Here is a 12,467-nt window from a genome sequence, read left to right as displayed (position 1 = left end):
GGTTCGCGGCCTTTTTTCTTGCGTTGTGCAGAAGCGGAAAGGGCCCTGCCATGTTGCCAAGCGAAGCCATGATCTGGCCGATGATTGCCCATGTGGTGCTCGTCTTCTTCCTTTACATTCTTCTCTCCGTGCGTCGCGTGGCGGCGGTCAGGGCCGGGCGGGCAACGGTTTCGCAGTTCCGTGAAAACCTGCAGGATCCGCCGGACAGCCTGTTCGTGCACAACAATCTCAAGAACCAGTTCGAACTGCCGGTTCTGTTCCATGTGGTCTGCATGGCGCTCTACATGACGAGCGGCGACAACCCTGTTATCATCGGGCTTGCTTGGTTCTTCGTGCTGAGCCGCTGCGTGCACACCTATATCCACGTGACCAGCAACCGCATTCGCTACCGCCGGCTGGCCTTCATGGCGGGGGCCGCGGCGCTTGGCTGCATGTGGATCTGGCTGGCGCTCTGGCTGGCGCTCAACTGAAGCGGCGCGCTTTGCGGCAAATCAAAACGGAAAGCTGACAGCTGCTCTAGAACGGTGGTGTGCGGATCAACCGCTCCCCATCATGCGCCGGCCGTTACCGGCGCCGACCGTTCGAGGAGAAGATCATGGCAGCAATGATGAAAGCCGCAGTGGTGCGCGAATTCGGCAAGCCGCTGGTGATCGAGGAAATGCCGATTCCGGAACCGGGGCCGGGCCAGATCCTCGTCAAATACGAAGCGACCGGCGTGTGCCATACCGACCTGCATGCCGCCAATGGCGACTGGCCGGTCAAGCCGAACCCGCCTTTCATCCCGGGCCACGAAGGCGTGGGCTATGTCGCCAAGCTCGGTGCCGGCGTCTCCCGCATCAAGGAAGGCGATCGTATCGGCGTTCCGTGGCTGCATACCGCCTGCGGCTGCTGCAATCCCTGCCGCACCGGCTGGGAAACGCTGTGCGGCAGCCAGCAGAACACCGGCTATTCCGTCAACGGCACGTTTGCGCAATATGGTCTGGCTGATCCCGATTATGTCGGCCGCCTGCCGGACAATCTGGCATTCGGCCCCGCCGCGCCCGTGCTCTGCGCCGGCGTCACGGTCTACAAGGGCCTGAAGGAAACCGAGGTGCGGCCCGGCGAATGGGTGGTCATCTCCGGCATCGGCGGTCTCGGTCACATGGCCGTGCAATATGCGAAGGCCATGGGCATGCATGTGGTGGCCGCCGACATCTTCGATGACAAGCTCGAACTGGCCAGGAAACTCGGCGCCGATGTCACCGTCAACGGTCGCGCGGCCGATGCGATCGAACAGGTGCAGAAGGCAACCGGCGGCGTGCATGGCGCCCTCGTCACCGCCGTCTCGCCCAAAGCCATGGAGCAGGCCTACGGATTCCTGCGTTCCAAGGGCACCATGTCGCTGGTCGGCCTGCCGCCGGGCTTCATCTCGCTGCCGGTCTTCGATACGGTGCTGAAGCGCATCACCGTGCGCGGCTCCATCGTCGGCACAAGGCAGGATCTCGAGGAAAGCCTGATGTTTGCCGGCGAGGGCAAGGTCGCCTCGCATTTCTCCTGGGACAAGATCGAAAACATCAACGAGATCTTCCACCGCATGGAAGAAGGCAAGATCGACGGACGTATCGTGCTCGATCTGGCAGCCTGACCGCCATCGGACTGCGAGAGGAGAGGAAAGCCGTTCCCTCGGGGGCGGCTTTCTGCATGCCATCTTTGTGAACGCCGTTTCCCCTTCTGGCGGATGAAATCTTCTTCGCGTCGCACCATGTTGAACAGGAACATGCTGCATAAGCGAAGATGATCATCAGGAAATCTCCCATGCGTCCCTTGCAGAATATTCTCGTCTTCCAGGGTGGCGGCGCGCTCGGCGCCTATCAGGCCGGCACCTTCGAGGCGTTGCACAGCCACGGCATCCGGCCGGACTGGCTGGCGGGCATCTCGATCGGCGCGATCAATTCCGCGATCATTGCCGGCAGCCCGGATGAGCACAAGGTCCGCAACCTGCGCGATTTCTGGGACATGGTCTCCTCCGGCCTCGATTACGGGGTGATGCCGCAGGATCATTTCGGCAAGCGCATGCTGAAGGACTGGTCGGTGCTGGCAGGGTCGATGACGGGCATTCCCGGCTTCTTTTCGCCGCGGCTTGCAACACCCTACCAGATGCTGCTGAACCCGGATTACCGCATCAGCCATTACGACACCGAACCGCTGATGAAGACGCTGGAGCGGCTGGTCGATTTCGACCGGATCAACACCGGCAAGGTGCGCGTCAGTCTCGGCGCGGTGAACGTGAAGACCGGCAACTTCGCCTATTTCGACACCAGCAATACGCGTCTGTGCGCCCGCCATGTCGCCGCCTCCGGCGCGCTGCCGCCCGGTTTCCCGCCGATCGAGATCGATGGCGAATTCTACTGGGACGGCGGCCTCGTCTCCAACACGCCGCTGCAATATGTGCTGGCGGCCGACAGCTACGATGCCGATCTCTGCATCTTCCAGGTGGACCTGTTTCCGGCCCGCGGGCGTATGCCGCGCGATCTGCTGGAGGTCGATGCCCGTGTCAAGGAGATCCGCTATTCCAGCCGCACGCGCATGAACACGGACGAGTTTGCGCGCAAGCAGAAGATCCGCCGCGCCGCCCGCCGCCTGCTGGAAAAGCTGCCGCCGGAACTGCAGGACGACGAGGATGCTGCACTCCTGCGCTCCATCGGCGTCGAATATGACGTGACGCTCGTTCATCTCATCCATCGCAGCGCCGCCTATGATTCGCATGCCATGGACGCGGAGTTCTCGCGCGCCACCGTCGAGGAGAACTGGAAGGCGGGGTATGACGATGCCATGCGCACGCTGACCCACCCGAAATGGACAAGACGCGGGCGCCCCCGCAATGGCATCCAGATTTTCGACCTCGCCCAGGATACGGCGCGGGACGAAGGAGCAACCGACCACATGCCGGCTGCCATGCCGCAACGCGCGGCGAAAGCAAGGAGAACGTGACATGAAGCTCAAGGGTAAAGTCGCCATCATCACCGGCTCGGCGAGCGGCATCGGCGCCGCGATCGCCAGGCGCTATGTCGAGGAGGGCGCGAACGTCGTGATCGCCGACCTCAACCTCGAGGCGGCCGAAGCGAAGGCGCAGGAACTGTCGGCGCTCGGCTCGGGCCAGGCAATCGGCATCGCCATGGACGTGACGAGCGAGGCGGCGGTCAATGCCGGCGTTGCCGCAACCGTCCAGCATTTCGGTCGCGTCGATATTCTTGTCTCGAATGCCGGCATCCAGATCGTCCATCGGATCGAGGATTTTCCCTTTGCCGACTGGAAGAAGATGCAGGCGATCCATCTCGATGGCGCCTTTCTCACCACCAAGGCCTGCGTGCCGCATATGAAGCGGCAGGGTGGCGGCGCGGTGATCTACATGGGCTCCGTGCATTCGCATGAGGCCTCGCCGCTGAAATCCGCCTATGTCACCGCCAAGCACGGCCTTTTGGGTCTTGCCCGGGTTCTGGCCAAGGAAGGCGGTGAGTACGGCATTCGCGCCAATGTCATCTGCCCCGGTTTCGTGCGCACGCCGCTTGTCGACAAGCAGATCCCCGAACAGGCCGCAACGCTTGGCATTTCCGAGGATGAGGTTGTCAAGAAGGTGATGCTGGGCGAAACCGTGGATGGCCAGTTCACCACGGTGGAGGATGTTGCCGAAGTGGCGCTGTTCCTCGCCGGCTTCGAGACAAATGCACTGACAGGCCAGTCGTTTACCGTGAGCCACGGCTGGCACATGGGCTGACGCTACGCCAGTGCCAGGACGCGGCCCATTGCACGCGCCGCGTCCTGTCAGATGTTGCCGGCAATCTTGATGAGAAAATTAAGAGTGTTTTGCGAGCATGAATCATCTTTTTAGGTGTTGAGGGTGTTCATGCGTAAAATTGAAGATGACATCAGGCCGTGGTCCGGTGAGCGCAAGGCCATCGGGCAGGAGCTGTTCAGGATGCTGGACAAGCATGTGCGGGATGTCAGTACGCGGTGTTACAAGCATTTTGATTCATCGACGACCGTTCTGGCAGATGATGTCGTGGCGCGCGAACGCGTGAAGTTTCAACATCTGTGCGAGGGCGATTTCAGTTCCCGCTACTTTGCAACCCAGGCCCCGGTGATCCGTTCGATCGCGGAAAAGACGGGCTTCACTGATTTCATCGTCAAGGCTGCCTCGATCTATGCAGCGGAATGGACGTTGACCGTGATGCGGGAAACCAGCTGGTCGCCTCGCAAACGCGAAACCTATGTCCGCAGCATCCTGGAATCGATCTTCACAGACATCGCGGTCGCCGTGCATGTGCTGGTGGAGGACATCAATGCCGAGACCCGGCAGCAGCAGGAGGAGTTCGAACGGCAGCGCTCCGCCGATGCCGCCGCCGATGCCTCGGCCATGCAGGTGATGGGTCAGGCGCTGAACGCGCTGGCGGATGGCAACCTCTCCATCCGCATGAGTGAGCCTCTGCCGGAGAAGAACGAGGGTGCGAGGCGGGACTTCAACCGCGCCACCGAGGCGCTCGACAGCGTGATGACGACGATTGTCCATACGGTCGCGGACCTGCGCACTGTCGTGGAGGAGGTATCGAGCGCCAGCGAGGACCTGTCGCGTCGTACCGAGCAGCAGGCGCAGGCACTGGAGGAGACCGCCACCGCGCTGCGCGAACTGACGGCGACGGTGCAGAAGACCTCTGAAGGGGCCGCTACGGCAAGCCGTGTGGCCACGTTTACCAAGGACGAGGTCAGCCGCACCGGCCAGATCATGATCGAAGCCGAGCAGGCCATGGGCAAGATCGCGACAAGCTCGCAGGAGATCGCCCGCATCGTCTCGGTCATCGATGAGATCGCCTTCCAGACCAATCTTCTGGCGCTCAATGCAGGGGTGGAAGCGGCGCGCGCCGGTGATGCCGGCAAGGGCTTTGCCGTCGTTGCCTCTGAGGTTCGCGCGCTTGCCCAGCGCTCGGCGGAAGCGGCGAAGGATATCCGGTCGCTGATTTCGGCCAGCTCCGATCAGGTGAAGCACGGGGTGGTGCTGGTCGAAAGTACCAGCCAGACGCTGAGCGGCATTGTGCGCAAGGTCAGCGAGATCGACGAGGTGATCGCCGCGATTGCCAATTCGGCGCGCGAGCAGGCGAGCGGCATCCAGGACATCAATGAATCGGTTGCCCAGATGGATCGCGCCACGCAGGAGAATGCCGCAATGGTCGAGGAATCCACCGCTGCCACGACGACGATGCGCTCGAAATCGCGCCAGCTATCCGATCTGGTTGGCGATTTCAGGCTGACGGATGACCGCCGTGAGGAGTACCTGCCGCGCACGCCGCGCCGCGCCGCCTGACCTCTGGCGGCTTCCAGCTGCATCGTGGCGCACCTGCTTGCGGTGGTGCGCCACACCCGGCCACGGGAAAGGAGAAATAGACCCTACCAGCCGGGCATCAGGGGCACGCTGCGCAGGCGCGTCGCGTTGCGACCGAAGGCGCGCATGTCGTTGTCGAGGTCATCGGGCGCCACGGCCGGCGAAATGTTGTCGAGACAGGCGGTGATGTGGTCGGTGATCGCCGTCATCAGCGAGGTCGAAAGGCCTGGCCGCTTCATCAGGCCGATCTGCACCGGTGGCAGCGGCGGAAAGCCATCCTGCTGCGAAAGAACCTTCATGCCGGGCCTGAGCGCCGATTCCGGCAGCACCGACACGGCCATGCCCGCCAGAACGGCCGCCGCGACAACGGTGGACGACCAGCTGGTGAACAGAACCTGGTAATCGCGCCCATCCGCATCGAGTGCCGAACAGGCGAGCTGGCGCCAGTTGCAATCGCGGCGCCCGACCGCCAGCGGCACCGGTGAATCGTCGCGCAGCGGATGGTTGGCGGAGGCCACCCAGCAGAGCGGCTCGGTGCGCACTACATCCGACTGCCGTGCGCGCGGATTGTGGGTGACAAGCGCGATATCCAGTTCGCCGCGCGCCATCTTTTCCGCAAGATCCACCGAGGGTTCGCAGACGATGTAAAGCTCGACATTCGGGTGCGTCTTGGCGAAGCGGCCGATGATTTCCGGCATGTAGCGATCGGCATAGTCGTCCGGCGTGCCGATCCGCAGCGTTCCCTCCAGACGGTTGTCGTCGAAGGCGGCAATCGCCTCGTTGTTCAGCCGGATGATGCGGCGCGCATAGTTCAGAAGCTTCTCGCCCTCGGCCGTCAACCGGTTGCCGCGCCCGTCCTTCACGAACAGCTGCTTGCCGACACGCTCCTCCAGGCGGCGCATCTGCATGGAAACTGCGCTTTGCGTCTTGAACACGCGATCGGCAGCCTTGGTGAAGCTTCCCGTATCAACGATGGCGACGAAGGTTTGCAGCTGGTCTGTATCAAGCGGAGCGGACATCAGGTCACCTATCAGATCATCTGATGACAATCATTAGAAACATTCGTTGGACTGATCAATGCTGATTTTGCATAACGCAAGGGCAAAGCAAATCCAAAGGCCTTCTCCACCGCCTCCCAGGTCTCTGCTGGCCACCTTTCCGGGTCCCGGAAGGGATGCATTTCTCGTGCCCGAAGAAAGGAAATCCCATGAGCACGACAGAACGGATGACAAGCCGCGCAATTGCCGCGCGCCGCACGCCTGATCTCGGCCTCCTCACCGATGTGATCGCTGCCGCCACCAACGTTCTGCGCGTGTTCCGCAACCGCAAAGCCCTGAACCAGCTGAGCGAGCTTGAGGATCATCAGCTGGCCGACATCGGTCTTACCCGTCGCGATGTGGACATTGCGATGAACCAGACAGGGGCTTTCGACGATCCCTTCAAGCTGTTGCCGGCCCATGTGCGCGGCAAGGGGCGTCGCCGGTCGTAAGCCAGCGTCCGGCAGGCCGTACCGTTACGACCGCCGCACACACAGTTTTCCCCGCAGGGTAACGCCAATAACCCTGCTCACTTGCCCGGCCGGTCGATCCGCGCCGGGCTTTTTTATGCGCAGGTCCATCCCGCCGGCGGATGCCCGGTCCAATCAGACCGGCGCCTTGGGTGTGTCCTGGCCGGCGCGCCTGTAGCCGTCGAAAATGGCCTCCATGTTCTTCTGATAGGCCTTCTGCACCTCGACGCCGCTGTCGAACATGCTGTTCAGCATCGACTTGAATTTTTCGATCTCCGGCTGTGGCTGGGGCGCATCGCTCTGGGCAGGCTTTGCCTGTGCGGCCGGGGCAGGGGGCTCAGTCGCCGCCGGCTGGAAGGCGCCAGCCATCATGTCCTGGAAGGCCTTGGCGAAGGGATTGTCCGTGAAGGGGTTGGGCGCCGGTGCCGCATGGCTCGGCTTTTCCAGTCCCCACATGGAGCGGAAGGCCTGGAACATCGGCGTGTCGAAGGGGATCGGAGCCGGCTGGGGTTTCGGCTTCTGCGCAACGCCGATCGCTTCCAGCCACTGCTGCGTCGCCTTGCCCATGGCTTCCGGAGAAAACGGGTTCTGCGAGACCTGTCCCGTCATCTGCTTGAAGAGGCCACCCATGATGCTGTCGGCCATGGCCGGCATCATCTGGCGCAGCACCTCCTGGCCGATGCCCGTCAGTTGCGCGGCCTGTTCGGCGATCGCGCGCGTCACGTCCCTGGAACCGAACAGCCGGTCCAGGATGGCATTGCCATCTGCCATGCCCTGCGGTGTGAAGGCCTTGGTGATGTCGTCGAAATACTGGGCATAGGCGCCGGAGAACATGCTGCTCATCAGGGCGCTGAAGTCGTAGGGGTTGCTGCTGGTGCGCTTCAGCCCGGAGGAAAAGGCCGGCATCAGCGCTGCCATGGCCTGTGCCGCCTGTTCCTGGGCCAGGTTGAACTGCTTGGCCATGGTCTCCATGGCGGCGCCGTTCTGCGCCCTCATCATCATATCGAACAGCGGCAGCATCGCACTCGGCTCCTCTCTGGAATCCCTTTTATATACAGTCACTATAACTGGAAAAGGTTCCGGGGAAACCGGTTTGTTCAGCTTAAAATCGCACGCTGTTCAGTACTGAAACGTGTCGAAGACAGGATCCACGGATCCACCCCAGCGTCCGTGGTAGAGCGCCAGCATTTCCTCTGCCAGAACCTTTTTCTTGGCGACAATCTCCTCGAGCGGCTGCAGGAAGATCGATTCGTCCTGTCCTTCGCCGTTCAGCCGCGCGCGGGCCCTGAGGCCGTCCGCGGAGATCCGGATCGCATCGCGGGCGATGTCGAGAAGCGGGCGGCCGGCAATCTCGGTGTTGAGGCCGGCGGCGGGCACGGCATCCCGCAGCGCCAGCACATCCTCGTAGGTCCAGTCGCGGGTCAGTTCCTCGGCAGCGGCAAGCGCGCTTCCATCATAGAGGAGGCCCACCCAGAAGGCGGGCAGGGCGCAGATGCGACGCCACGGGCCGCCATCGGCGCCGCGCATTTCGAGGTAGCGCTTCAGCCGCACGTCGGGAAACAGCGTGCCCAGATGGTTGGTCCAGTCGCCGAGCGTCGGCTGCCAGTCGGCCACCTCGCCCTTCAGGGCGCCGTTCATGAACTGGCGGAAGGTGACGTGCGTGCAGTCATGATAGCGACCGTCGCGCACGATGAAATACATCGGTACGTCGAGCGCCCATTCGACATAGGTCTCGAAGCCGAAGGTGCCGGCAAAGGCCTGCGGCAGAAGGCCCGAGCGGGCATTGTCGGTGTCGCGCCAGATCTCGCCGCGCCAGGACAGCAGTCCGTTCGGCTTGCCTTCGGTGAAGGGAGAGGACGCAAACAGCGCGGTCGCCAAGGGCTGCAGCTTCAGCGACACCAGCATCTTGCGCGCCATGTCGGCTTCGGAGGAGAAGTCGAGATTCACCTGGATCGTGCAGGTGCGGTACATCATGTCGAGGCCGTGGCGGCCGACCTTCGGCATGTAGCGCGTCATGATCTCGTAGCGGGATTTGGGCATGCGCGGCGTCTCGGCCAGCGTCCATTTCGGGCTGCCGCCGATGCCGAGGAAACGGATGCCCATGGGCTCGGCCACCTCGCGCAGCACGGCGAGATGCTGGTTGGATTCGCGGCAGGTCTGGTGCAGCGTTTCCAGCGGCGCACCGGAGAGTTCGAACTGACCGCCGGGCTCGATCGAGATCGCGCCCATGCCGGACTGTTCGCCAAGCCCGATGATGTGCTCGCCATCCATGATCGGTTCCCAGCCGAGTTTTTCCTGCATGCCCTTCAGCAGCGCGGAAATGCTGCGCTCGCCGAAATAGGGCACGGGGCTGCGGTCGCTCTGGAAGAAGGCGAACTTTTCGTGCTCGGTGCCGATGCGGAAGGTTTCCTCCGGCTTCGACCCCTTGGCGATATAGGTCACCATCTCCTCGACGGAGGTCAGCGGGGTATGATCGGTGGTGTCACGAGCCATGAAATCGACCTTGTCTGATGGGGCGATGCCGGTGCTGAAACCGGGCAAAGCTGCTTGTACCGGATCGCGAAACGGCGCAAGTGAATTTCTCTGAAAGCACGCTCAGGCAGGCGGTTGGGCCCAGTCGCCGAGCACGGCCTGCACCACTGCAAGGGCGGCCACCGCTGCGGTATCGGCGCGCAGGATGCGCGGCCCGAGCGGGATGGCGGTGACGAAGTCAAGCGCATGCAGCATGGTGCGCTCCTCCTGCGAGAAGCCGCCTTCCGGACCGATGAGAAGCGCAAGCTTCCGCTCCGAAATCTGTCCAAGGATCGGCAGCGGATTGTGGCTGTCTGCCCCTTCGTCGCAGAAGAGGATGCGCCGCTCTGCGGGCCAGCGCTCCAGCAGGTCCTTCAGCTTCACCGGCGGCAAAACGGCCGGCACCGCCAGGATGCCGCATTGCTCGGCCGCCTCCATCACATTGGCCTGCAGCCGCTCCAGGCTGGTGATCTTGCCCTGCACATGCTGGGTCATCACCGGCTGCAGCGTGCCGGCTCCCATTTCCACCGCCTTCTGCACGAGATAGTCGAGACGGCCGACCTTCAGGGGCGCGAAGAGATAATGCAGGTCCGGCAGCGGGTCCTGCGGGCGGGTCTGCTCGAGGGGCTGCATCTGCAGCTTCTTGCGGCTTGCAAACTGCAGCCTTGCCCTCCACTCGCCGTCGCGACCGTTGAACAGCAGCACTTCGTCGGCCTCCTGCATCCGCAGCACGTTGACGAGGTAGTTGAACTGTTCGGCGGTCGCCTCGACCGGGGATCCGGCGGCGAGGGGAACATCGGCGAAAAGCCGCTGCATGCGAAAATTGGCGCGCATCCTGAAATATCCTGCGGGCGGTTCGGTCAGATGAAGAGCCGGAACATAAGCAAAGCGAGGCCACCCGCAAGGGCTGCCGAGAGCGGAACGGTGATGGTCCAGGCGCCGATGATGGTCAACAGATGCGAGCGGCGCACCAGATGGCGCCGGCGGATCTCTGCCGTGTTCACGTCCTTCTTGCGCCGCGCCGGCTGTCTCTCCCGCGCCTTCATCGCCATGAAGGCCTGCCGGCGGCGTGAATGTGTCATGTACCATTCGCGGTAGAGACCGACCCCGAACACCGAGCCGACGGCGATATGCGTCGAACTGACGGGAATGCCGAGGCTTGAGGCGAGGATGACGGTGACGCCGGCCGACAGCGCCACGCAATAGGCACGCACCGGATTGAGCCGGGTGATTTCCTTGCCGACGAGGTTGATAAGTTTCGGCCCGAACAGCAGCAGGCCGCAGGAAATGCCGAGCCCGCCGATCAGCAGTTCCCAGACGGGGATCGGGGAGGCGCCCACGAGCGGCTGGTCTTGCGAGGCCGAGACGACCGCCGCAAGAGGGCCTACCGCATTGGCAACATCATTGGCGCCATGCGCGAAGGAGAGAAGGGCTGCGGAAAAGACGAGCGGCACCTGGAACAGCGTTTTCAGCGACTGGTTTCGGTTGTCGAGTCCTGCCGCCTTGCGTCGCACCAGGGGAATGCTGACGAGCCAGGCCGCGAGGCCGACGGGAATGCCGACAAGGACGGCATCCACCAGTCGCAGGTCCAGATCGGCAAAGGAGACGATCAGAACGATATAGGTCGAAAAGGCCCCGAACATCACGCCGATCAGCACCGGCACCCAGCGCCGGGCCGCGGCGATCTTGTCCGGCGTGTAGATAATGAAGGTCTTGATGAAGGCCAGGACCGCAATGGCAATCGCCGCGCCGAGCAGAGGGGAAAGCAGCCAGCTTGCGGCGATGCCGGACAGCACCGTCCAGTTGACCGCCGAGACGCCGGCCGCCGCAATGCCGCCGCCCAGCACGCCACCCACGATCGCATGCGTGGTGGAAATCGGGGCGCCGATCCAGGTGGCGACGTTGATCCAGATCGCGGCCCCGAGGAGCGCTGCCATCATCGCCCAGATGTAATAGGCGGGGTTGGCGACCTTGTCTGCGTAGAGAATGCCGTTGGCGATGGTATCTGCCACGGCGGTGCCGGCCAGCAATGCGCCGGCCACCTCGCAGACGGCTGCGATCGCAAGGCCAAGACCAAGGCTCAGCACCCGCGCGCCGACTGCGGCCCCGATATTGTTGGCAACGTCGTTGGCGCCGATGTTCATCGCCATGTAGGCCGCCAGCACCGCAGCCGCGATCACGACCACGACCGCGGCATGGCCGACCACGGCGACGGCGGAAAAGATCGTGACGGCAATGAGGAAAAGAAAAGCCGCGCCCGGCGCCGCCAGCCGGCGGCCAAGGTGCATGGAGGCGCTTTCCACGGAGGCGATGCGCGCCAGATCCTTGTCCAGCGTCGCCTTCCGCCCGGGGGCCGGCGTTGCGGCGGAGCCGGCATCGTCAGGCCGGCTATCGGTCGGTGTCGTCACAATAAATGCACTGCCATTCCGGGTTGTTGCGGCCAGAGGCGAAGTCTAGCGCGAGAAAGCGACGCCACGGTGACGACCGCTACGGGTCTCAGCCTCCCACAGCACGCATCGGCTCCGCCGGCTGCGGTGTCATGCGGCGCTCGAAGGCCAGAATGAGGTTGCGCAGTTCCGCTTCCTGGACACGGCCCGCTGCTTCCCGGCAGGACACCCAGTCCAGCACGCGGCTTTCCTTCTCCGGAAAACTTTCCAGCATCTCGTCCACCTGCAGGGCATGAACCTGCACGCGCACGGGCACTTTCACCCCTGTCTTGCGCGTCTTTACATAGGCGAAGAAGCCAAAGGGGTCCTTCTCCGCCTTGCCCCGAACGCCCGCTTCCTCATAGGCTTCCCGCTCGGCCACGGCATGGGCCTTCTTGCCCTTCATCGGCCAGCCCTTCGGAATCACCCAGCGGCGCGTCTCGCGGCTCGTCAGAAGCAATATCTGCAGGCCATGGGCCGGATGGAACCGGTAGCACAGCGCGGCATATTGCTGCTGCGGCGGGCGCTGCAACATCAGGCGAAGGTCGGTGGCGATCTGGCTGAGAAGACTCACTTTCGTGGAACTCCGGATTTCGAGGAAACTCCTAACACAAAATTCTGCTTGCACAGCTGTTCATTTGCGACACAAACCGAAAATTGATGCGGCCTT

Annotated in this window: 12 protein-coding genes; 6 read left to right on the top strand and 6 right to left on the bottom strand. The window is 63.2% G+C overall.

Annotated features, from left to right (window positions below; genetic code table 11):
* Window positions 1-50 precede the first annotated feature (50 nt).
* The 5 genes from FNA46_RS10280 (at window position 51) to FNA46_RS10260 (ending at window position 5,335) form a co-directional block, all read left to right on the top strand.
* Window positions 51-470: an MAPEG family protein gene (locus FNA46_RS10280; protein ID WP_143125108.1), complete on the top strand. Its 420-nt coding sequence runs from the start codon at window positions 51-53 to the stop codon at window positions 468-470.
* A 125-nt stretch (window positions 471-595) separates the two neighbouring features.
* Window positions 596-1,624 carry an alcohol dehydrogenase AdhP gene (gene adhP, locus FNA46_RS10275; protein ID WP_143125107.1) on the top strand — a complete coding sequence of 343 codons (1,029 nt, stop codon included), beginning with the start codon at window positions 596-598 and terminating at the stop codon, window positions 1,622-1,624.
* Between the two features lie 170 nt (window positions 1,625-1,794).
* On the top strand, window positions 1,795-2,970 hold the full coding sequence (locus FNA46_RS10270) for a patatin-like phospholipase family protein (protein ID WP_143125106.1): 1,176 nt from the start codon (window positions 1,795-1,797) through the stop codon (window positions 2,968-2,970).
* A 1-nt stretch (window position 2,971) separates the two neighbouring features.
* Window positions 2,972-3,754, top strand: a complete 783-nt coding sequence (locus FNA46_RS10265) for a 3-hydroxybutyrate dehydrogenase (protein ID WP_143125105.1) — start codon at window positions 2,972-2,974, stop codon at window positions 3,752-3,754.
* Window positions 3,755-3,883: 129 nt separating this feature from the next.
* Window positions 3,884-5,335 carry a methyl-accepting chemotaxis protein gene (locus tag FNA46_RS10260; RefSeq protein WP_143125104.1) on the top strand — a complete coding sequence of 484 codons (1,452 nt, stop codon included), beginning with the start codon at window positions 3,884-3,886 and terminating at the stop codon, window positions 5,333-5,335.
* Between the two features lie 83 nt (window positions 5,336-5,418).
* Here the strand turns inward: FNA46_RS10260 and FNA46_RS10255 are convergent, their stop codons facing one another.
* Window positions 5,419-6,372 carry a LysR substrate-binding domain-containing protein gene (locus FNA46_RS10255; RefSeq protein ID WP_143125103.1) on the bottom strand — a complete coding sequence of 318 codons (954 nt, stop codon included), beginning with the start codon at window positions 6,370-6,372 and terminating at the stop codon, window positions 5,419-5,421.
* 188 nt (window positions 6,373-6,560) lie between these two features.
* On the opposite strand from FNA46_RS10255, the gene FNA46_RS10250 reads away from it, so the two are divergent.
* Window positions 6,561-6,842, top strand: coding sequence for a DUF1127 domain-containing protein (locus tag FNA46_RS10250; RefSeq protein ID WP_143125102.1), 282 nt, complete (start codon window positions 6,561-6,563; stop codon window positions 6,840-6,842).
* A 153-nt stretch (window positions 6,843-6,995) separates the two neighbouring features.
* Here the strand turns inward: FNA46_RS10250 and FNA46_RS10245 are convergent, their stop codons facing one another.
* From FNA46_RS10245 to FNA46_RS10225, 5 genes are all read right to left on the bottom strand, one after another.
* Window positions 6,996-7,880: a DUF937 domain-containing protein gene (locus tag FNA46_RS10245; RefSeq protein ID WP_143125101.1), complete on the bottom strand. Its 885-nt coding sequence runs from the start codon at window positions 7,878-7,880 to the stop codon at window positions 6,996-6,998.
* A 99-nt stretch (window positions 7,881-7,979) separates the two neighbouring features.
* Window positions 7,980-9,353, bottom strand: coding sequence for a glutamate--cysteine ligase (locus tag FNA46_RS10240; RefSeq protein ID WP_143125100.1), 1,374 nt, complete (start codon window positions 9,351-9,353; stop codon window positions 7,980-7,982).
* A gap of 102 nt (window positions 9,354-9,455) precedes the next feature.
* Window positions 9,456-10,205, bottom strand: a complete 750-nt coding sequence (locus FNA46_RS10235; protein WP_143125099.1) for a 16S rRNA (uracil(1498)-N(3))-methyltransferase — start codon at window positions 10,203-10,205, stop codon at window positions 9,456-9,458.
* Window positions 10,206-10,231: 26 nt separating this feature from the next.
* On the bottom strand, window positions 10,232-11,779 hold the full coding sequence (locus tag FNA46_RS10230; RefSeq protein ID WP_425468706.1) for an inorganic phosphate transporter: 1,548 nt from the start codon (window positions 11,777-11,779) through the stop codon (window positions 10,232-10,234).
* Between the two features lie 88 nt (window positions 11,780-11,867).
* Window positions 11,868-12,332 (bottom strand): NUDIX hydrolase, encoded by a 465-nt coding sequence (locus tag FNA46_RS10225; RefSeq protein ID WP_143125142.1) that lies wholly within the window; start codon window positions 12,330-12,332, stop codon window positions 11,868-11,870.
* Window positions 12,333-12,467: the final 135 nt, after the last annotated feature.

The sequence above is a fragment of the Affinirhizobium straminoryzae genome, assembly GCF_007004135.1.
GTDB classification, from domain to species: domain Bacteria; phylum Pseudomonadota; class Alphaproteobacteria; order Rhizobiales; family Rhizobiaceae; genus Neorhizobium; species Neorhizobium straminoryzae.
This window is presented reverse-complemented; position numbering and strand designations above follow the sequence as displayed.

Excerpts from the sequence above, each read along its gene's own strand:
- FNA46_RS10260 (WP_143125104.1), top strand. The coding sequence starts at position 3,884 with ATGCGTAAAATTGAAGATGACATCAGGCCGTGGTCCGGTGAGCGCAAG.
- FNA46_RS10265 (WP_143125105.1), top strand. The coding sequence starts at position 2,972 with ATGAAGCTCAAGGGTAAAGTCGCCATCATCACCGGCTCGGCGAGCGGC.
- FNA46_RS10270 (WP_143125106.1), top strand. The coding sequence starts at position 1,795 with ATGCGTCCCTTGCAGAATATTCTCGTCTTCCAGGGTGGCGGCGCGCTC.
- FNA46_RS10240 (WP_143125100.1), bottom strand. The coding sequence starts at position 9,353 with ATGGCTCGTGACACCACCGATCATACCCCGCTGACCTCCGTCGAGGAG.
- FNA46_RS10235 (WP_143125099.1), bottom strand. The coding sequence starts at position 10,205 with ATGCGCGCCAATTTTCGCATGCAGCGGCTTTTCGCCGATGTTCCCCTC.
- FNA46_RS10280 (WP_143125108.1), top strand. The coding sequence starts at position 51 with ATGTTGCCAAGCGAAGCCATGATCTGGCCGATGATTGCCCATGTGGTG.
- FNA46_RS10255 (WP_143125103.1), bottom strand. The coding sequence starts at position 6,372 with ATGTCCGCTCCGCTTGATACAGACCAGCTGCAAACCTTCGTCGCCATC.
- FNA46_RS10225 (WP_143125142.1), bottom strand. The coding sequence starts at position 12,332 with ATGTTGCAGCGCCCGCCGCAGCAGCAATATGCCGCGCTGTGCTACCGG.
- FNA46_RS10250 (WP_143125102.1), top strand. The coding sequence starts at position 6,561 with ATGAGCACGACAGAACGGATGACAAGCCGCGCAATTGCCGCGCGCCGC.
- FNA46_RS10245 (WP_143125101.1), bottom strand. The coding sequence starts at position 7,880 with ATGCTGCCGCTGTTCGATATGATGATGAGGGCGCAGAACGGCGCCGCC.
- adhP (WP_143125107.1), top strand. The coding sequence starts at position 596 with ATGGCAGCAATGATGAAAGCCGCAGTGGTGCGCGAATTCGGCAAGCCG.